We start from the raw sequence: 20,709 nt of genomic DNA, 5'->3' as shown, positions 1-20,709 counted from the left end.
AATGACTTATCGGCTCGTTTAGATTGGGGCATTCCTTTAATCTCGGTGGATGGTGAAAAGCGATCGCTCCAAGAAAATGGTTTGTACTTCTCACTACGTTATTCGCCGTTTTGAGGCGAGCGTTTTGACTATCTTAAAATACAAAGTATAAATAAAGGCTTGGCAATGACAACGAACTCTACTTGGTTAGTTCTGTGCGCTGGAATAGTGCTGTTGATGGTAATGCCTGTGAGTGCCCAAATAACTCCTGATAGCACTTTAAATACTACTGTCTCTCAAAGTGGCGATAACTTTACCATCATCAACGGTAATCGAGTTGGTAACAATTTATTCCACAGCTTCAGCCAATTTTCAGTTCCTAGCAACGGCTCGGCTTTTTTCAACAATGCCGCAGATGTGCAAAATATCTTCAGTCGCGTTACTGGAGGCAGTGTTTCCAACATTGATGGTTTAATTAAGGCCAATGGTAGCGCTAATCTGTTTTTGCTCAATCCCAGTGGGATTATCTTTGGACAAAATGCCTCCTTGAATACTGGTGGTTCATTTGTAGGAACAACTGCTCAGAGCATTAAATTTGCCGATGGGGTGGAATTTAGTGCAGTAAATTCTGCAACAGTACCATTATTAACGATGAGTATACCTGTTGGGTTGCAAATGGGTAGGAATGCAAGTGCAATTACCGTGCAAGGAATAGGAAACCATTTGATCGACGTTACTGGCTTTGGTCAAGCCAGTACTATCAATAGCCCTGCTGGATTACAGGCTGGAACTAATCAGACGCTAGCGTTGATTGGCGGTGCCGTGAACTTCTCCGGTGGTGTTATTTCCACTAAGAGTAGCGGGCATCTAGAAGTGGGCAGTATCAGCAATGGGCTAGTTCGACTAACTGCTACCCCGACGGGTTGGGCAGGAGATTACTCCGCCGTGTCGCAATTCAACGATATTCATCTGGCACAAGAATCGATGCTGAATGCCAGTGGTAGCAACGGCTCAATCCAATTACAAGGAGCAAACATTAGCTTGACGGAGGGGTCCGCTTTGTTTCTCCAAACCGTGGGAAACCAATCATCTGGGGGAATTACGGTTAATGCCACAGGCTCCCTCAGTTTGACTGGGAATACCGAGAACGGTCAATTGGGAAGTTTGATCCAGAGTAACAATTTAGCCACAGGCCAAATTGGAGATATTACCGTTTCTGCTGCCCAACTTTCCCTTCAGGATGGAGCCAGAATTATATCTAGAACCCGGACTCAAGCAGATGGTGCTAACATTAACGTGAATGTGAGTGGCATGACCAAGATCACTGGCTTTAACCGCAACAACCCGGCTATTTTTACGACGATCGCCACATTTTCAGTCGCCAGTGGTCAGGGTGGGAACATCACGGTATCCACAGGGAATCTTGGGATTCTGGATTCTGCAGAATTGATCGCGCTCGCAATCGGTTCTGGAAAAACGGGCACTGTCCAAATTAATGCGGCAGAGCAAGTCACAATTGCGGGTTTTAACCCCATGGCCTTTGACAACAGTTCCCTGGCAACTAATACTCAGGGTTCGGGGAATGCGAGCCGTGCTACTATCAACGCCGCTCGGTTAGTGATTCAAGACGGGGGATCTTTGGGGTCTACCACTACAGCCAGCGGTTCAGCGGGTGATGTGGTAATTAACGCTTCAGAGTCCATCGATATTGCACGTCGTGTGACTCAGGTTAATGCCATTGGATTACCTGCTCGGATCTTTTCCAATGCGGAAAGCCCTGATGCAGCTAGTCAAGCCGCCTTTAAAATACCGCCGATTGTAACCGGTAATGCAGGTTCCTTGATCATCAATACCCCAGTCTTACGGATGACGGATGGGGGATCTGTAACGGTCAAAAATGGGGGGACTGGATCTGCTGGGAATGTGGAGATTGATGCCAAATCCATATTTCTAAACAACCATAGTAGTGTCACAGCAGAGGCTCAATTGGGGGAAGGAGGCAACATTTTCCTGCAAGGAAATTCCTTGATCCTCCGTCATGGCAGTTTGATTAGTGCAACATCTGGTGGTGTAGGGAATGGGGGAAATATCACGATCAATGCACCGATTATTGGCGGCTTTGAAAATAGTGATATTGTTGCCAATGCCGTAAAAGGGCGAGGTGGCAATATTAACATTACAACTCAGGGAATTTTTGGATTGAAATATCGTCCCCAACTGACTTCAGAAGGCGATATCACAGCTAGTTCTCAATTTGGGGTTAATGGTACAGTACAAGTGAATACCATTGGCGTTGACCCCAACTCTGGCTTAGTCAAACTACCAGCAAATGTCACAGATTCATCCCAACAAATTGCCAGTGGTTGTTCTGCAAATCAAGGCAGTCGCTTTGTCGCCACGGGACGGGGTGGTGTACCGCAGAATCCCATGCAAGAAGTGAGGAGCGATCGCACTTGGTCTGATATCCGCGATATCTCTGCATACCGCAAAACTGGCGAAATCACAGCCCAAATATCACCATCTCCAGAAGTTCTTGTCCAGGCTACATCTTGGCGACGTAATGCCCAAGGCAAAATTGAACTGGTTACAGCCCAGTCTCACACATCTATGCAACCATCATTAACCTGTGCTGCTATTCCCAAAAGTTCAATATAATTTATCAAATGTTACTACTTTTACTGATAGGGGAAAAATAAATGCGGGGTAGAACAATAAATTAGGACTTACGCATTGACCAAATAACAAAATAGTGAATTGATAAATATGGGTCGTCTAGTAATGGATATCGGAGAATGATAAGTTGATGAAATTAACTTTTATTGGGTTTGGCTTCATAGGTGCAATTCTCATGTGTACTATTTACAACAATGGTATTCGGGCACAAGTGATTCCTGATAGCACTCTCAACACCGCTGTTAGTGGTAGTAGTAATTACACCATCACTAATGGCTCTCGTGTCGGTAATAATTTATTTCATAGCTTCAGCCAATTCTCTGTTCCTAACAACGGCTCGGCATCATTCGATAATGCCGCAGATATCCAAAATATTTTTAGTCGTGTGACTGGCGGTAACGTTTCCAATATTGATGGTTTAATCAGCGCCCAAGGTAGTACCAATTTATTTTTAATCAACCCCGCCGGAATTATTTTTGGCAAAAATGCCAGCTTAAATATTGGTGGTTCATTTATCGGGACGACTGCAAATAGCATCAAATTTGCTGATGGGAAAGAGTTTAGCACTGATACAAATATATCTCCTTTGTTAACCATGAGCGTACCTGTGGGTTTACAAATGGGAGCCAATGCTGCATCCATTCAAGTGCAAAGCAAACTACAAGTTCCGACTAACCAAACTTTGGCATTAGTCGGTAGTCAAATTGATATCACAGGAGCAAGCTTAACTGCTCCTGATGGGTCTGTAGAGTTATGGGCGGTGCGAAATGCCCAAATCAAGATGGACAATCAAACTGGATGGCAATTGACAAGTTCTGCGGCTACTGCTAACTGGGGTACGATTACTTTGCAGCAAGATTCATTAGTCGATGCAAGTGGAATTAATGGTGGGGCAATCTACGTACAAGGAAGGGGATTGACCTTACAGGATGGGTCAAACATTAGTTCTAATACTTCGGCGGGTCAGGGTAGGGGAATTATTGTCAATACCACAGAATTTGTTGACCTATTGGGAGCTTCTAGCCCAGGACAAATTGGTCGTGGGTTAGGAACATTTATAAACAGTGGAGCAACAGGCCAAGCTGGAGATATAAAGATTGAAACTAGGCACTTACGGATTACTAATGGAGCTAGGCTTCAATCTACAACCTCTGGCAACAACTCTAGATCGGGAGATATAAAAATCCAAGCTACAGATATAGAACTTTTTGGCACTAACCCATTTCCTGCTTTTGGCACTACTTACCTACCTACTGATATTACTACATTAATTTCCGGTGGAAACAACAATGAGGGTGGCAATATTACCATTGAAACTGCTCGACTGCGTACTGTGAATGGTGGTTTAATCAGTTCCGATATTATTAGAGGTACATTAGGCAAGGCTGGCAATATTTCTATCCAAGCTACCGAGAGTTTTGAAATTGCAGGTGGAACAGGAATTTTAAGCTCTGGGGTTACAACTTCAATACAACCATCGGGTGCAGGTCAAGGAGGAAATATCGCTATTGAGACGGGAATATTAAAGGTGAGTAATGGCGGTTCGATTCGTAGTACCCTAGCAGGAAATGGTACTGCCGGAAATATCACTATCCGAGCCACAGATGTCACCGTCAGCGACCCAGTTATCGAGCCTTTTAGTCAGTTGGTGACTGGCATTAATACCTCCGTGGGTAAAAATGTAGTTGGTTCGGGTGGCACTATTAACTTAACAGCAGATAACTTAAAAGTCTTCAACGGCGGTCAAATCACTTCCTCGACACAAGGTCAGGGAAATGCTGGCAGTATTAACTTACAAGTCAAAAATCTGGATTTACAGGGTTTATCTCAACCCTTGAGTAATGGACTGATTCTACCCAGTAGCATCACCGCATCTTCGACAACTAACTTTGCGGCAGGTTCTGTGAATATTCAATCTGATACAGTGCGTGTGCAAGATAATGCCCAAATCACCGTCAGCAATACAGGTACAGGAGATGCCGGGGATCTGAATATCAATGCCCGTCAGATTTTCTTGGATCATGGAGCCAGCTTAAGTTCAGAAGTGAATGGAGGCAGTCAGGGGAATATTCAACTGCAAGTAGATGATGTTCTGTTGCTGCGACATGGCAGCAAAATTATTGCTAATGCCACTGGTAGCTCTACTGGAGGCAACGTCAATATCAATGCACCCATCATCGCGGGTTTAGAAGACAGCGATATTATTGCCAATGCAGTACAAGGAAAGGGTGGCAATATTCAAATCTCTACTCAGGGAATTATCGGTTTAGAATATCGTTCGCAACTGACACCAGAAAATGATATTACTGCTAGTTCACAATTTGGGGTGAATGGTACGGTAGAGATTAATAATGTTGGTGTTGATCCAAATTCTGGCTTAGTCGAACTACCAGCAAATGTCACCGATTCATCGCAGCAAATAGCCAGTGGTTGTTCTGCAAATGAAGCTAGTCGATTTGTGTCAACGGGACGGGGTGGAATACCACAAAATCCCAATCAAGAAGTGATGAGCGATCGCACTTGGTCTGATATCCGCGATCTCTCTGCGTATCGGAAAAATAGCGCAGTGATGGCACAAACACCTAAATCTCCAGAGGTTATTGTCCAAGCTACTTCTTGGCATCGCAATGCACAGGGAAAAATTGAGTTAATTGCAGATAAATCTCTTACTCAGGCGCAACAACCATTAACCTGTGCTGCCGTGACTAAAAGTTAATGATGTTATAAATAATGCCCTGAATGGGAAAAATATAACTTGAAATCGGTAAAGGAAGTCTTTGGTGATGAGAGTCGTACTCTTTCTATTTATATTAATAAGTGGGTTATTCACTCCAGGAATGATGCGAAGGGCGATACTCCCTTGGAGTGGCTGCGCCAACGCTCAAGTGACATCAGATGGTACAACCAATACCATTGTCAATCCAAGTGGTAATAATTTTAATATTCTTAACGGAATTGAAAAAGGTAATAATTTATTTCACAGCTTTAGTAATTTCTCGGTACCTGCTGGCGGTTCAGCAACCTTTGATTTAACTAATACACCTACTATTACAACTATATTTAGTCGGGTCACGGGTGGAAATATTTCTGATATTAATGGATTAATCAGCATATTTCATAATAGTAACCCGGTCAGTTTATTTTTAATCAATCCTGCGGGAATTGTTTTTAGTAAAAATGCAACCTTGAATATAGGTGGCTCCTTTGTGGGGACAACTGCAAGTAGCATTAAGTTTGCCGATGGCACAGAGTTTAGTGCCACAAACCCCACGAGCAAGCTATTGTTGACTATGAATGTGCCAATTGGCTTGCAGTTTGGACAAAATCCAGCAGCAATTAAAGTTCAAGCTTCTGGAAATTTAATTCAAGTACCTACAGGAAAAACTTTGGCACTCATTGGGGGAGATATTTTTGTAGACAGCCGTACTATTTCAACTCCCCAAGGACGTATTGAAATGGGTGCTGTCGATACAGGAACTGTCAACCTAACTCCCAATAATCAAGGTTGGAGCTTGGGTTATGAAGATATTCCAAGTTTTCGAGATATTAACCTTTCTAACCAGACTCTACTTTCAACTGGTGGCAATGGCGAAATTGACTTATGGGGTTCTAATATCAGCTTAACTGAGGGTTCTCGTGTATCAATTCAAAACATTACAAATACCCAAACTCCAGGAAAAATTTCTGTCCAGGCATCGAAATTACTAACAATAACTGGTGATAATCCCAGTGGAAGTATAACCAGTGCTGTGAGAGCAGGAGCGATTGGTACTGGGATGGTGGGAAACATTGAAATATTTACACAAGACCTGATTGCAAATAATGGTGGAATAATTCTGACAAACAATTCTAGTTCTTCTTTAGGTGGAGGTAATATTACAGTTAATGCCTCTAGAAATATTCAAGTAACAGGAGTAGGAAAAAACCCAAGTAATCGCAGTGGAATTTCTGGTCTGACTTTTTTGTCTGGAAAGGGTGGAGATGTCAGCGTTTCCACGAATCGGTTAGTCATTCTTGATGGTTCTGTAGTGACAACCTCAACACTTGGAAGGGGTGCAGCAGGCAATGTTACAGTCAATGCAACAGAAGCTATTGATTTAGCCGGAGTTGAAGCTATCTCAACTAATTTCGCCCCCAGTTCGCTGAGTTCTTCAACCCTTGCTAGTGGTAATTCTGGCAACCTAATTGTGAATACAGCTAGATTATCGGTTCAAACTGGGGCAAGGGTTGAAGCTTCTTCCTATGCCAGTGGTAATGCAGGAAATGTAATTATCAATGCCTCAGAATCGGTAGAAATCGCTGGCAAGCCAATACAATCGTTATTGATTCCCAGTTTTATCGGCTCATCTACCGTTCAGCAAGCTGGTTCATCAAGAGTTCTCACTGGAAATAGTGGAGACGTGCATATTACAACTCAGCAATTGCAGGTTGCCGATAATGGATTAGTCAATGTCAGAAATGATGGTAAAGGTAATGCTGGAACGGTTGCAATAAATGCCAATTCTATAATGTTAGATACTCAGGGTGCCATTACTGCTGCCACACAAGTTGGAGAGGGTGGCAATATTGCTGTCAATGCTAAAACCTTATTGATGCGCCACAACAGTTCAATCAACGCAACATCAGGCGCAATTGGTGATGGTGGCAATATTACCATTGATTCACCCATCATTGTGGGATTAGAAAACAGTGATATTATTGCCAATGCCGTCAAAGGAAAAGGTGGTAATATTGACATTACGACTCAGGGTATTTTCGGTCTAGAATATCGTCCTCAACTCACCTCAGAAAACGATATTACCGCGAGTTCCCAATTTGGGGTTAACGGTACGGTTCAAGTTAATACTATCGGAGTAGATCCCAGTTCTGGGTTAGTTGAACTACCAGCAAATGTTACTGATTCATCGCAGCAAATAGCCAGTGGTTGTTCTGCAAATCAAGGTAGTCGATTTGTGGCAACGGGACGGGGTGGAATACCGCAAAATCCCAGTCAAGAAGTAACAAGCGATCGCACTTGGTCTGATATCCGCAATCTGACTGCATACCGCAAAACTGGCGAAATCACGACACAAACCTCTGCATCCTCAGAGCTTCTTGTCCAAGCTACAGGTTGGCATCGTAACACTCAGGGAAAAATTGAGTTAGTTGCAAATAAATCTTCTACTCAGGTACAACAATCATTGTTAACCTGTGCTGCAATGCCAAACTAATCAGTCCTAAAGTCAAAACAAGCGGAGGTTTTTGGGTATTTTAAAATACAAAGTATAAATAAAGGCTTGGCGATGAGTACGACCCCTCTTTGGTCAGTTCTATGTGGTGGAATAATACCGTTAATAGTAATGTCACTTCAGTGTGGCTCTGTCAGTGCCCAGATAACTCCTGATAGCACCCTCAACACCACTGTCTCTCAAAGTGGCAATAACTTTACGATCACCAACGGTAATCGAGCTGGCAACAATTTATTCCACAGCTTTAGCCAATTTTCAGTTCCTAGCAACGGCTCGGCTTTTTTTAACAATGCCGCAGATGTGCAAAATATCTTCAGTCGCGTTACTGGAGGTAGCGCTTCCAATATTGATGGTTTAATTAAAGCCAATGGTAGTGCTAATCTATTTCTGCTCAATCCTAGTGGAATTATCTTTGGAGCAAATGCCCAACTTAATATTGGCGGTTCATTTATCGGTACGACAGCTAATAGCATCAAGTTTGGCGATGGTGTTGAGTTTAGCGCCATTAATCCCCAAGCTAACCCCTTATTAAGCATCAATGTTCCGATTGGGCTACAAATGGGTAATAACCCCTCATCAATAGAAGTTCAAGGTACAGGACATGCCTTAACTATTACCAGTAATTTGACTCCTTTAATTCGCACTCCTAGTCCAACAAAGTTGCAAGTACAGCCAGGAAAAACCCTGGCGTTGGTGGGTGGTAATCTGAATCTGAATGGAGCAACCCTAAACGCCGAAACAGGACAAATAGAATTAGGTAGCTTGGGAGGTTCAGGATTAGTTACTTTAGTTCCAAACACTCAAGGCTATACGCTTGGGTATGAAAAGGGGCAAAGCTTTGGTGATATTCAACTAGCACAAAAATCACTGCTAAATGTGAGTGGGGTAAATGCGGGTTCTGTTCAGCTTCAGGGGCGCAAGATTAAATTCACTGATGGATCGCTAGTACTGACAACAAATCTCGGCAATCTGCCCAGTGGTGACATCCACCTTCAAGCATCAGAAGCGATCGATATTATTGGCACAACATCCGATGCCAAAATTCGGAGTTGGATTCGTAGTGAAGCCTTGGGTATAGGAACTGGTGCAAATATCTATATCATCACTCCCCGGTTAACGCTTCAGGAAGGTTCAGGGTTGAATAACACAGCATTTGGAGTTGCAAACAGTGGCAAAATCCAGATTGAAGCCTCAGCAATAGAATTATCTGGCTCTTCGCCCCTCAATCCATCTGGTGTTACCAGCATTACCACTACTGCCCGTGGTACTGGGACAGCAGGTGATATATCTGTCAATTCCGATAGCTTACTAGTGTCTAATGGTGCCGCATTATCTTCTATTACCTTTGGTCAAGGCTCAAGCGGTCAGGTAAACATCCGCAACCGCGAAACTACAGTTAGAGGAGACAACCCCGCCGGACTTTACAGCAATATTAGCGTTCTTACTTACGGTACTGGCAGCGCCAAAACCTTAACGCTGGATACTGCGAGGTTACAAGTGTTAGATGGAGGAGTGGTTGCTGGAACTTCGTTTTCTATCGGTAATGGGGGAGATATTAAGGTAAATGCCACAGAATCTATCCAAATCAGTGGTCGCAGTCGATTAAATCAAAGCAGCATCAACTCATCTGTTCTCAAGTCAGAACCATTAATCCGCAAGTTATTTGGTTTGGCAGATATACTAACGGCAAATGCTGGTAATGTCAGCGTGACTACACCTAATCTGATATTGCAAGATGGCGGTACTTTGAGCGTCACTAACCAAGGGACTGGTAATGGTGGCAATCTTAACATCACAGCCGATCGCATCCAATTAAAAAATCAAGGCTTAATTCAGGCACAAACAGAATCTGGTAATGGTGGCAACATCGACTTACAAGTTGAAAAATTGTTGTTGATCCGCGATCGCAGCCAAATAACTGCAACGGCTGGTGGTTCGGGGGATGGGGGCAATATCAATATTAATGCACCTATTGTTGCTGGTTTAGAAAACAGCGACATTATTGCTAATGCAGTTAAAGGGCGTGGGGGTAATATTCAAATTGCCACCCAGGGAATTATTGGCTTACAATATCGTCCTCAAATCACTGCTGAAAATGATATTACTGCTAGTTCGCAGTTTGGTGTGAGTGGTACGGTACAGATTAATCACGTTGGTATCGATCCAAATTCTGGCTTAGTAGAACTACCAGCAAATGTTACCGACCCATCGCAGCAAATAGCCAGTGGTTGTTCTGCAAATCAAGGTAGTCGATTTGTCGCAACAGGACGGGGTGGTGTACCGCAAAATCCCAGTCAAGATGTGACGAGCGATCGCACTTGGTCTGATATGCGTGACATCTCTGCGTTCTATCAAACACAACCAATACAAGCCCAAACACCAAAAGCTCCAGAAACACTGGTTCAAGCTACTTCCTGGCATCGTAATGCCCAAGGCAAAATTGAGATGGTTGCAGCTAATTCTTCTTCGCAGATATCACCAACCTTAACCTGTGCTGCTGCACCCCAAAATTAATTACCGTTAAAAAATGTATTCCACTGGGAAAAATGAAGATGTAATAAAAAACAAGAAGTCGCTCAATGAAATTAACTGTTGCCGGGTTTGGTATTCTTACTACAATCCTGATATTTGTTGTTTACAACAATGATGTTCACGCCCAAGTAACTCCCGATAACACTCTCAATACTTCTGTTACTTCCACGAGTGGAAATAATATTTACACCATCACCAACGGCGATCGTGTCGGCAACAATTTATTTCATAGCTTTAGCCAATTCTCTATTCCCACAGGTGCTTCTGCATCATTTGTCAATGATATTACTGTAAAAAATATTTTTAGTCGGGTAACTGGTGGTAACATTTCCAACATTGATGGTGCAATCAGTGCTAATGGGAGTGCCAATTTATTCCTACTCAACCCAGTCGGCATCATTTTCGGGCAAAATGCCAGCTTAAATATTGGTGGTTCATTTGTCGCCACAACTGCCAATAGCATTAAATTTGCTGATGGAACGGAATTTAGGACAAATAACCTCGATACGTCGCCATTGTTAACGATGAGTGTGCCAATTGGTTTGCAAATGGGACAAAATCTAGGGACAATTACAATCAAAAATACTGGACACCGTTTGATTGAAGGAAATAACGTCCCGCTTGAAATCGGAAATACTCCCAATGGCTTGCAAGTTACTGTAGGCAAAACACTAGCACTATTTGGGGGAGAGATTATTTTAGATGGTGGGATTTTAAACGCTTCTGCTGGTCATATAGAACTTGGTAGTGCCGTAGATGGAACAATTAACTTGAGTACCGCATCTCCTGAGTGGAATTTTGACTACGGAAATATACAAAAGTATGGCGATATGAGATTTTCGAGTCAAGCCTTGGTGAACACCAGTGGTTTGCCTGGAGGTTCAATTCACCTCCAAGGTCAAAATATTAGTATTAATCAAGGTTCTGCAATTTTGTCAATTAACCAAGGAAATCAATTAGCAGGGAAAATTCAGGTTGATGCCACTGATTCTTTGACAATGCAAGCAGTTGGGAACTATGGATTTGCCCAAAGTCTAGTGGCGACAAATGCGATCGCTGGCACTGGTGGTAACGTTATCATTACTGCACCTCAATTACTACTTGAAGATGGCGCAAAAATTAATGCTCATACTTTTGCAGAGGGAATAGCAGGAAATATCTTTGTCCAGGCAGATACAATCCAACTCATTGGATTTTCCCCCTTGAAACCCAGTACCACTCGCAGTGGTATCATGTCAGAAACCTATGGCAGAGGACGAGCCGGTGATATTCAAGTCACAACACGGCAACTAAAAATGCAAGATGGCGGTTCGATTACAGGGGCGAGTTTTGGTACTGGCTCAACTGGAAACGTTAGTGTCAATGCTGCTGATTTCATTGAATTGCAAGGAGAAACACCCATTAGCTTCAGTGCTAGCTTAATCGGAACTGTCAGCTTTAACAGAGGTAATGGGGGAGAGGTGACAGTTAATACATCTCAATTGAGCATACGCAAAGGTGCAGGTGTTTCAGCCTCCACCTTGGGTCAAGGTAATGCCGGAACTTTACGAGTCAATGTTTCCCAAAAGATTAGTGTTAGTGGAGTCAGTGAGGCATCAGGTAAAGTTGCTGGTGTCAGTGCCAGTGCCACAGTTCTACCTTTGTCTTTTCAGAAAGCTTTTCGACTGTCTGCCCTGCCTACAGGGAATTCAGGCGACCTGATTATTAATACACCACACTTAGAAATTACAGATGGTGGAGAGGTGCGGGTCAATCATCAAGGAGTGGGTAATGCTGGAAGCCTCTACATCAACGCTAAAACCGTCAACCTCAACCGTTCTGGAAAAATTTTGGCTAATACAAATTCAGGACAAGGAGGCGGAATTAATCTCCAAGCAGATACCTTAATTTTGCGTCAGGGTAGTAATATTACTGCCACAGCCGGGAATACAGGCAATGGTGGCAACATCAGCATCAACTCTCCGATTATTCTGGGATTAGAAGACAGTGATATCGTTGCTAACGCATTTCAAGGTCAAGGCGGTAATATTCAGATTAACACTCAAAGTATATTTGGACTAAAGTACCGCGATCGCCTGACTCCAGAAAACGACATTACTGCCAGTTCCCAATTTGGGCTAAGTGGCACGGTTCAAGTTAATACAGTTGGTGTTGACCCCAATGCTGGTTTAGTAGAATTACCAGCAAATGTCACCGATTCATCGCAACAAATAGCTAGTGGTTGTTCTGCAAATGAAGGTAGTAGTTTTGTCGCCACGGGACGGGGTGGAATACCACAAAATCCAAATCAAGATGTGACGAGCGATCACACTTGGTCTGATATCCGCGACATCTCTGCATACCGCAAAACACAGCCAGTACAAGCCCAAATTCCCCCATCCTCAGAGGTTCTTGTCCAAGCCACTTCTTGGCATCGCAATGCTGACGGCAAAATTGAGTTAATCACAGATAAATCTCTCGTTCAGGTGCAACAGGCATTAAATTGTGCTGCTGTTCCTAAGAGTTCAGACGGTAATCGGCAGAAGTTAGACTGATGAGATAACTGATATATTGGCAGATTTGTTGTGATTTATGACTATAAAACTCCAGACAGAAAACGATGATTTACAGGCAAGGATCAGTATAAAGATAAATCAAGAAACAGAAAATGAAAAAGTTCTCTGTTCTCATTGTCAGCGCACCGCTACCAACGGTATTAAATGTAAAGGAATTTGTGTAGCTGACAATGACTATTAAGGGAAAACCCTAAATTTGCAATCATGGGCAGGCAAGATGCCTAACCCACAAAAGTTTGATGAAATTTGGTTATACAAATTAGATGTGTTTTCGCTTAATGCTGTAGCTCACAGAATTAAACAATCCGGTTGACAATTGTCCACACTTCTAAATCAGAGCGGACATAAGGAACGGAGATTGTTTTGAACCCAGTAATGAAAGGCTTATAATAAATCTGCCAATACATTGGACTCAGTTCATTGGCACAAGCCTTAAGAAAACGGACTTCTGCCGCCAATTCCCCAGCCAGTTGATTAATGCGTTGAGCATGAACCTGTGCCACTTCTTTCGCTTCTTCTAACTCCTGCTGTTGGATAAGTTGTTTTGATGCAACTTGCGATCGCACTAACTTACCTTGTTTTTGTTTGATCTGGAATTCCAAAGCTGCGATCGCAGCATCGATGCCCTGGAGTTCAACTGATAATTGGGCATTTTCCCTGGCTTGACGGCGATATGCTTCAACCATTGCCTGGGGTGAATCATTCTCGCTAGAGATGACATTATTAATAGTGAGTGCAGCGCGTTCTTCTAAAAGAATTTCAATTTGAGAGTTAAGCGCCGCCATTTCAGCCTGAATTTGCTCCATAAATCGAGTTTTAAGTGCTGAGTTTTAAGTGCTGAATAAAATCTTAAAAGCTTTTTGCGCCTTGGGTATCGAGAGAAAGCGATCGCACCTCGGCTGTAATTCCTTCTTCTTGCCAAGCAGCTAACATCGCCGCCTCCACAGCCTCTGAGTGTAATTGATCTGCCAAAGCTAACAGTGTCGGCCCCGCACCACTAATTACCATACCATAAGCACCAGCACTAACAGCGGCAATGTTGACAGCATCATAACCACGAATCAAAGCTTTCCGATAAGGTTGATGTAACTTATCTTGCAAAGCTGTCTTTAACCATTGTCCGTTACCAGTTTCCAAACCGCGCAACAGCAACCCCAAATGTGCCGTATTGAAAATCGCATCAGCGCGACTCACCTCAGTTGGCAAAACGCCTCGCGCCTCTGAAGTGGAAAGTTCAAAATTAGGAATAGCCACAACTGGTACAACATCTTTATGCCAGGGAACATCACAAATTTCCCAAGCTGTGCCACTGGTAGCAGCCAGACGGCATCCTCCCAGCAAAGCTGGCACTACATTATCAGGATGTCCTTCCATTGCGATCGCTAACTCCATCACCTGCGACTGAGAAAGAGTACCACCCTCAAGTTGATTTGCAGCCACTAATCCGCCAACAATCGCTGTCGCCGAACTACCCAAACCCCTTGCCAGTGGGACACCTAACTTAATCTCTATTTTCACAGTTGGCGGCGTTTGCTCTATATGTTGATAGAATTTGACAAACGCCTGGTAGAGGAGATTGCTTTCATCAGTTTGGACTCGTTCAGCTTCTGTACCAGTGACATGAATAATTAGCCCACCTTCTTCTAGGCGAGTGAATTTGAACTCGTTGTACAGCTTTAAAGCTGCACCGATGCAATCAAAACCAGGCCCCAAATTAGCAGTTGTGGCAGGAACAGTAACAGTGATGGCAGAAACAACAGACATTGGCAAAACTCACTAATCATCAATCAGCATCTCATAATAAGTGGTTGAATTCCACCTCTTCTAGGGGTGAGTGCGTCAAACAGGTAAAATGATTTCAAGAAAACTCTTCAGCAGAACTACAACGCTGAGAGTTAGCCTAAAAATATTTTATGGTGCGATCGCAGGAGGCAAAAAATGGGCTTGGCTGGATTAAGAATTGTGTTGGTAGAACCAGCTGGGCCGATAAATATCGGGGCGATCGCCAGGGTAATGAAAAATTTCGGGTTATATAAATTAGTATTAGTGAACCCCCAATGCGATCCGCTCTCGACGGAAGCTTTGATGATGGCTGTTCATGCTCAGGAAATTATAGAATCTGCGGAATTAGTGGCGACCTTACCAGAAGCATTGCATGGATGTGTACGGGCGATCGCTACCACAGGTCGCGTTCGCAGTTTAGAAACACCTTTAGAAAACCCCCGCACTGCACTACCCTGGTTACTGGAGGAACCAGAAAAACCCACAGCACTGATTTTTGGCAGGGAAGACCGGGGATTAAGCAATGAAGAATTAAATTATGCCCAGAGGTTTGTTGGTATTCCCACCAGTAAAGATTATGTAGCCCTAAATTTAGCTACTGCTGTGGCAATCTGTTGTTATGAATTGTCACAATCTGCCCAACAATTTGACATTCAGACCATAACCCAAACTGAACTTGCACCCTTAGATGTTTTAGAAGGATACTACCAGCAATTAGAATCACTATTACTGAAAATTGGTTATGTATATCCCCATACAGCAGCTAGTCGCATGGGAAAATTTCGCCAACTATATAATCGCGCTCAACTGAAAACTGGGGAAGTAGCCATGCTGCGAGGAATTTTGCAGCAGGTAGAGTGGGCTTTGAAAAACCAGAGAGATAGTGAAAACTTGTAATTATTCGTTTAATATATACGGAATCACCCCCCCAAATATTTAATATGGCTTAAACTAAACACAAAAATGCTACTTAGTGGCAAATTGGAATTTGAGTATTAATATTGCTTAAAGATTAAGTTTTGGGTCAGGAGTCTGCAAGAAAACAGTCAAGTCGGTCACAAGGAGTAACTGTGTCAGAGTCAAGTGACGAACTAACAGCTTTCTCGCGGCGACAACCCCTAAATCGCCGCCAACGTCCACAAAAAGTTCAAAAAGTGGCGCAAAAGAAAGTTAAAGCTAATAGCCAGCAGCAAACTGCCAATGGACAAGAAGCGGCGCTAGCACGCTCCAAAAATCGCGTTGCTCCCCCTCCAGCCCCTGGTGCTACACGTAGGGTAAAATCGGGATTAGTCATGCCAACGGCAGTAAAACCAATACCAACTGTAAAGGGGAAAATTCCTCCCTTTCGACCAGGTGCTGTAATGGTGAAAACAGTGCGGATGGAAAAGCCAAAAGTCGGCAGAAAAACATCGCGGAAAACGCGATTAAAGCCAATGGCCAAAACCATATTATATGTTGTGCGATTGTTGATTGTGGGTGTTGGAATGGGTGCAATTGTGGGCACGGTGTTGTCAGTATTAGACCCAGCTAATCGCATCAGTACAACTTCTGCACCTCAATCTAATAGTAATGTGGCGCGATCGCAGCCACAACCTACCCAAGCTCCCCCAACTGCATCTTCGAGCCTATACCTATCCCAGGAAATGATCTCCTTGAAAAATGCCGTGCAAAATTTGGCAGCAAACAACCCAAATCTTGCACCCGGTGTTTTCTTGGTAGATTTGGACACTGGCAATTATGTAGATGTCAACGGCTCTACCAGTTTTCCCGCAGCTAGCACAATTAAAGTGCCGATTCTACTTGCCTTTTTCCAGGATGTGGATGCGGGGAAAATTCGCCTTGATGAAATGCTGACCATGCAACAGGATATGGTAGCTGGCGGTTCTGGAGATATGGGGTCAAAACCAGCCGGAACCAAGTACAATGCCCTAGAAGTCGTCACTAAAATGATTACAATCAGCGACAACACGGCGACAAATATGCTGATTGCTCGATTGGGAGGGATGGAGGCGTTAAACCAGCGTTTCCGCACTTGGGGATTGACAACCACAACAATTCGTAATATTTTGCCAGATTTGCAAGGGACAAATACTACTAGTCCCAAAGAATTGGCGAATTTGATGGCTATTGTGAGTCAGGGGAATTTAGTTAGTATGCCATCACGCGATCTCATGCTCGATATCTTGCGTCGCACCCAAAGGGACACTCTACTACCATCGGGTTTGGGAACAGGCGCAAGAGCATTCCACAAAACGGGCGATATCGGTACTATGCTGGCAGACACAGGTTTAATTGTTGTTCCCACTGGCAAACGCTATATAGCTACCGTCATGGTACAACGCCCCGAAAACGACCCTCGCGCCGAAAAACTGATTAGCTCAATTTCTCGTGCTGCCTACCAAGAGTTTAGCCAAAATGCTGTTACTCCCAACAGTACCACTACTATACCCGCAAATGGTTATCAGCCCCAGATTGGGAGTCCTGCTTTACCCAACAGTACAACAGGTACTGTACCTATGAGTGGTTATCAGCCCCCCGTTATCAGTCCTGTACCTAATGGGATGGGAAGTACTGTACCGGCAAATGGTTATCAGTCTCCAGTTATGAATCAACAGTATTATCCCCAAAGATAAGTGGGTCGGCGTATCGTTGAGATAAGACAGGGGACTGGGGAAACTAGCGGTATGCAGGCGCTGCAAACGATAAAGCCTACTCCGTAGAGGCTGGCGATCGCAATTGTTGGTTGTGACAATTTCTGTTTGCAAATCAAATAGGATTGCTATACCCGAAACTATCAACCAAATAGTCATTGTTCAAATTCAAACACTAATTGTCAAAATTCAAACGTTTGCAACAAATATTCTTCCATATATAAGAAACGCTTCAGTAGTTTTACGCTAAAAATGTTAATAACCATTCTCATAATGAGAATTGCTGGCTTTATATAAGTATTTTTACGTTTCGTTGACAAAGATCAGGGTAATGGATAGGTGGGGTAATTCAAGGACTGGTAGTGATTCGATAACTTAGGTGATTTACAAGAATAAATATACCGATGCCGTTGGTTTCGACTTCGCTCAACCAACTGATAGATCGAGAGTTGAGCGAAGTCGAAACTCGCCAACACAGGTATTTTCTTTGTCGGAAATCACCTTATGTGTACACCGTAGAGTAAAACCAGGAAGAGGTTTTTCGGCGATTAGGAGACTAATCAGGAATTTTGTGGAGATTGAGAGTTTATCGATATAAAGTAGTATACTTTTCTGGGTTCGTCTAAAGCTATCAACAAATTTCGTCTACAAACCAAAAATTTTGGGGTCGCTCTAATGCTAAGTCCTGTAATAACAGTCAGTATCTTTCAAAAACAACCCGATCCTAAAGCATTCTCAGCAGGTGAAGTCATCTTTGAAGAAGGACAGTCTGGTGATAGTATGTACGGCATTCTAGAAGGAGAGGTAGATATAGTAGTTAATGACAAGGTTGTAGAAACCATTGATAAGGGTGAAGTTTTTGGTGCTGGAATACTTGTAGGAATAAAAAATAGAAATTACACAGCTATTGCCAAGGTGGATACTAAACTAGGTTTCCTTGATGAAGAAGGGTTTCTCTTTGCCGTTCAGGAAACACCTATGTTTGCCATACAGGTGATGAAAAGTTACTCAGAGCGTCTTAGTCGCTTACAGCGTCTGGTTTAAAGGAGATAGGGGGCAGGAGACAGGATATCTGGCTTTCATCACAGCACTCTGTACGAAAGGTCATTGTAATGAAGAGATGCAGTATCCAAACTGAGCCTTCTGTCCTTATTATAGCTGCCTTTGGTGGTGGTGGAGAATTTACCGGAGGTAGTAATGGTGCGTAAACGCTTGATTATTGAGATGGGGATGGGAATAGATCAGCATGGACAAGAACCGACAGTAGCAGCATCTAGAGCAGTAAGGAATGCGATCGCTCACAATGCTTTACCTGGTGTTTGGGAAGTTGCAGGTTTAAGCCATCCCAATGAAATGATTATAGAAGTTCAGGTAGCAGTGCCATATCCCGAACAAGTTAGAGAAGAAGAAGTACTAGCTGTATTACCATTTGGTCGTAAAAGTCTTACCGTAGAATCTGGGGGAATGATAGTTCAAGGGCGGGCCATTCCTGAACTCAACGATAAAAATGACGAAATGTTGATTGCGATCGCATCTGTTACAGTTCTGATCGAAAATGAGCAGTTGAGCTAAAAAATGCAGTGCAGTATTTATTTCATCAAATTGGATAAATAAGGGAAATAAAGTGATCGCATTTTGAGATGGGGTGCGATCGCAAAATAAAGATAAGACCAGCACTTGGGAACTGTAGCAGGGTCAATTGCAAATTACCATAGTTACACGGTATGCAATACTTTTCGGTTAAACCCAATAATCTCTCTTTTGGTCTGGGGAAAGGGAAATTCAAACCCTTTCCCTTTCCCCTTTCCCCCTTAACCGAAAAGTATTGACACGGTATGGACATTGCACAGTAGATAACTTCTATCATGCAACGCCAATTTTTTCATGGTTTGATAATCTTAGCTGTAACTTGTGGTGTTCTGATAGCCCTTTTGGTTGACTTCTGGCTTTTGACTCCTGCCCAAACGGTAAGTGGTTGTCCAACTTGTTTATACAGTAAGCTTTCTAAAATTACGCCATTATTGTTGGCGGTGAGAGTTTTATTTGGCTGACGCAGAGACTCATAAAAGCCGTTGTACCAACCATCTTTAGAGTTAAGGTTAGCTTGGACGAAATTAAATAACTGCTGCGTGTAATCAGTATTATAAAGTACGTGCCAGCCGATCGCAGCTTTGGCACTGAGGAACCGCAAATCGTTGTGTTTTTGTTGGGTATCTGTAACGGTTGCCCAAGGTTCTCCGTTGACAAACAAGCTGCTGTAAACAAAGTATGGAGGGCGATCTAAGTTGTCTTCGGTGACAGCAGTTAATTGTTTTGTCGCTTCATAACGCCCTGCTTGAGCAGCTAAAATCCGATCGGCATAAGCTTTAGGCAAAGCTTGAAACCCAGTTTCGATACCATCTAAAATATAGGGTTCGCTAAGAACGTAGTTATTGGCTCCAGAGTTTTTATAGTCGCGGCGATCATAAGGAATTCCCTGTCCGTAAAGATCAACAAAGGCAACATTGGACTGATAATCCAATGCTTGTGTAACATTCAAGCCCCAAAGCTTTAACCCGTAGGCAGCATAATTCTCATAGCCTAAGCGGCCTTCTTGATTGTATTGTTCTTTACCTTTAATAACGGCAGTGCCATACATTTTTCCATTTTTGGTAATACGCTTGACTTGCCAATGTTTCCAAACATCTGTAGAAAGCGATCGCATTTCTGGATACTTTGCCTCGACAATCTTCAACCAGATTGCCATCCTTCCCAAATCAATGGCTGACCAACCAATTTCTTCGCGTTTTTCTAGTTGACCATAATTGACGGGTACGAGGGTTTTGGCATTGTAAACCTTGTTGGGTAGTTCCCCTTTATATAAAGGCATTGATGCCAGTGTTTTCAACATTTTGCTCATTTTGGCTTCAAATTCAACCGCAGGCACGATATTGAGTTCTTTAGCACTAACTAAGGCTGCGATCGCTGCTGTCTGATCCCACATACTGACGGAGGCAAAGCCATCAACGGAATTTACCAAACCAGTTTGATCATTCCAGTTGCGCTGGAAATATGACCAAGCAATACGTGCCGTTGTCATTTCCTCTGGAGTTAGTTTTCCAACTCCCGGAGCAATATATGGAATTATCGCTACTGTGAGTTGGTTCTTAGGAATAGCTTGACCTGGTAAAACTACAGATTTAGCATCAAGGCTGGCAATGATTTCAGCTGCTTTACCCGGATTTCTCACAAACAATAAAAAATCCATTCACAGCACTCGAACTAAGACATTTTTTTGATACATCATCAATTGGAAATTAAGTGAGTAAA

The 20,709-nt window shown here is 43.1% G+C and carries 13 protein-coding genes; 10 read left to right on the top strand and 3 right to left on the bottom strand.

The window, feature by feature from the left end; genetic code table 11:
• The first annotated feature begins 165 nt into the window (after positions 1 to 165).
• The 6 genes from V7K69_RS14825 (at position 166) to V7K69_RS14800 (ending at position 13,148) form a co-directional block, all read left to right on the top strand.
• Positions 166 to 2,634 (top strand): two-partner secretion domain-containing protein, encoded by a 2,469-nt coding sequence (locus V7K69_RS14825; RefSeq protein WP_335035569.1) that lies wholly within the window; start codon positions 166 to 168, stop codon positions 2,632 to 2,634.
• Positions 2,635 to 2,782: 148 nt separating this feature from the next.
• On the top strand, positions 2,783 to 5,368 hold the full coding sequence (locus tag V7K69_RS14820) for an S-layer family protein (RefSeq protein ID WP_335035567.1): 2,586 nt from the start codon (positions 2,783 to 2,785) through the stop codon (positions 5,366 to 5,368).
• Positions 5,369 to 5,435: 67 nt separating this feature from the next.
• Positions 5,436 to 7,862 (top strand): S-layer family protein, encoded by a 2,427-nt coding sequence (locus tag V7K69_RS14815; protein ID WP_335035565.1) that lies wholly within the window; start codon positions 5,436 to 5,438, stop codon positions 7,860 to 7,862.
• A 72-nt stretch (positions 7,863 to 7,934) separates the two neighbouring features.
• On the top strand, positions 7,935 to 10,394 hold the full coding sequence (locus V7K69_RS14810) for a two-partner secretion domain-containing protein (protein ID WP_442936143.1): 2,460 nt from the start codon (positions 7,935 to 7,937) through the stop codon (positions 10,392 to 10,394).
• 65 nt (positions 10,395 to 10,459) lie between these two features.
• Entirely contained in the window at positions 10,460 to 12,946 is a 2,487-nt protein-coding gene (locus V7K69_RS14805; RefSeq protein WP_335035563.1) for a two-partner secretion domain-containing protein, read from the top strand.
• A gap of 37 nt (positions 12,947 to 12,983) precedes the next feature.
• The gene (locus V7K69_RS14800; protein ID WP_335035561.1) at positions 12,984 to 13,148 is read left to right on the top strand and encodes a hypothetical protein; all 165 of its coding nucleotides are present in this window, start codon (positions 12,984 to 12,986) and stop codon (positions 13,146 to 13,148) included.
• Between the two features lie 115 nt (positions 13,149 to 13,263).
• Here the strand turns inward: V7K69_RS14800 and V7K69_RS14795 are convergent, their stop codons facing one another.
• Both V7K69_RS14795 and thrB read right to left on the bottom strand, forming a co-directional pair.
• Positions 13,264 to 13,773, bottom strand: a complete 510-nt coding sequence (locus tag V7K69_RS14795) for a hypothetical protein (RefSeq protein ID WP_114086224.1) — start codon at positions 13,771 to 13,773, stop codon at positions 13,264 to 13,266.
• A 43-nt stretch (positions 13,774 to 13,816) separates the two neighbouring features.
• Positions 13,817 to 14,731 (bottom strand): homoserine kinase, encoded by a 915-nt coding sequence (gene thrB, locus V7K69_RS14790; RefSeq protein ID WP_335035557.1) that lies wholly within the window; start codon positions 14,729 to 14,731, stop codon positions 13,817 to 13,819.
• 174 nt (positions 14,732 to 14,905) lie between these two features.
• On the opposite strand from thrB, the gene V7K69_RS14785 reads away from it, so the two are divergent.
• The 4 genes from V7K69_RS14785 to V7K69_RS14770 all read left to right on the top strand — a co-directional run bounded on the left by V7K69_RS14785 (position 14,906) and on the right by V7K69_RS14770 (position 18,972).
• On the top strand, positions 14,906 to 15,646 hold the full coding sequence (locus V7K69_RS14785) for an RNA methyltransferase (protein WP_335035555.1): 741 nt from the start codon (positions 14,906 to 14,908) through the stop codon (positions 15,644 to 15,646).
• 173 nt (positions 15,647 to 15,819) lie between these two features.
• Positions 15,820 to 17,382, top strand: a complete 1,563-nt coding sequence (locus V7K69_RS14780) for a serine hydrolase (RefSeq protein ID WP_335035553.1) — start codon at positions 15,820 to 15,822, stop codon at positions 17,380 to 17,382.
• Positions 17,383 to 18,075: 693 nt separating this feature from the next.
• Positions 18,076 to 18,444, top strand: a complete 369-nt coding sequence (locus V7K69_RS14775; RefSeq protein ID WP_335035551.1) for a cyclic nucleotide-binding domain-containing protein — start codon at positions 18,076 to 18,078, stop codon at positions 18,442 to 18,444.
• A 153-nt stretch (positions 18,445 to 18,597) separates the two neighbouring features.
• On the top strand, positions 18,598 to 18,972 hold the full coding sequence (locus V7K69_RS14770; protein ID WP_185582139.1) for a Lin0512 family protein: 375 nt from the start codon (positions 18,598 to 18,600) through the stop codon (positions 18,970 to 18,972).
• Positions 18,973 to 19,282: 310 nt separating this feature from the next.
• Here V7K69_RS14770 and V7K69_RS14765 read toward each other — a convergent pair whose 3' ends face one another.
• Positions 19,283 to 20,647: a DUF3131 domain-containing protein gene (locus tag V7K69_RS14765; RefSeq protein ID WP_335035548.1), complete on the bottom strand. Its 1,365-nt coding sequence runs from the start codon at positions 20,645 to 20,647 to the stop codon at positions 19,283 to 19,285.
• Between the last annotated feature and the right edge of the window lie 62 nt (positions 20,648 to 20,709).

The organism is Nostoc sp. (genome assembly GCF_036917775.1).
Lineage (GTDB): Bacteria > Cyanobacteriota > Cyanobacteriia > Cyanobacteriales > Nostocaceae > Nostoc.
Note: the sequence above shows the minus strand (reverse complement) of the source record. Positions and strands in the feature narration are given on the sequence as shown.

What these genes read in the sequence shown, in the direction of transcription:
- V7K69_RS14785 (WP_335035555.1), top strand. Translation starts at nt 14,906, where the DNA reads ATGGGCTTGGCTGGATTAAGAATTGTGTTGGTAGAACCAGCTGGGCCG.
- V7K69_RS14810 (WP_442936143.1), top strand. Translation starts at nt 7,935, where the DNA reads ATGAGTACGACCCCTCTTTGGTCAGTTCTATGTGGTGGAATAATACCG.
- V7K69_RS14825 (WP_335035569.1), top strand. Translation starts at nt 166, where the DNA reads ATGACAACGAACTCTACTTGGTTAGTTCTGTGCGCTGGAATAGTGCTG.
- V7K69_RS14800 (WP_335035561.1), top strand. Translation starts at nt 12,984, where the DNA reads ATGACTATAAAACTCCAGACAGAAAACGATGATTTACAGGCAAGGATC.
- V7K69_RS14770 (WP_185582139.1), top strand. Translation starts at nt 18,598, where the DNA reads ATGGTGCGTAAACGCTTGATTATTGAGATGGGGATGGGAATAGATCAG.
- thrB (WP_335035557.1), bottom strand. Translation starts at nt 14,731, where the DNA reads ATGTCTGTTGTTTCTGCCATCACTGTTACTGTTCCTGCCACAACTGCT.
- V7K69_RS14820 (WP_335035567.1), top strand. Translation starts at nt 2,783, where the DNA reads ATGAAATTAACTTTTATTGGGTTTGGCTTCATAGGTGCAATTCTCATG.
- V7K69_RS14765 (WP_335035548.1), bottom strand. Translation starts at nt 20,647, where the DNA reads ATGGATTTTTTATTGTTTGTGAGAAATCCGGGTAAAGCAGCTGAAATC.
- V7K69_RS14775 (WP_335035551.1), top strand. Translation starts at nt 18,076, where the DNA reads ATGCTAAGTCCTGTAATAACAGTCAGTATCTTTCAAAAACAACCCGAT.
- V7K69_RS14815 (WP_335035565.1), top strand. Translation starts at nt 5,436, where the DNA reads ATGAGAGTCGTACTCTTTCTATTTATATTAATAAGTGGGTTATTCACT.
- V7K69_RS14795 (WP_114086224.1), bottom strand. Translation starts at nt 13,773, where the DNA reads ATGGAGCAAATTCAGGCTGAAATGGCGGCGCTTAACTCTCAAATTGAA.
- V7K69_RS14805 (WP_335035563.1), top strand. Translation starts at nt 10,460, where the DNA reads ATGAAATTAACTGTTGCCGGGTTTGGTATTCTTACTACAATCCTGATA.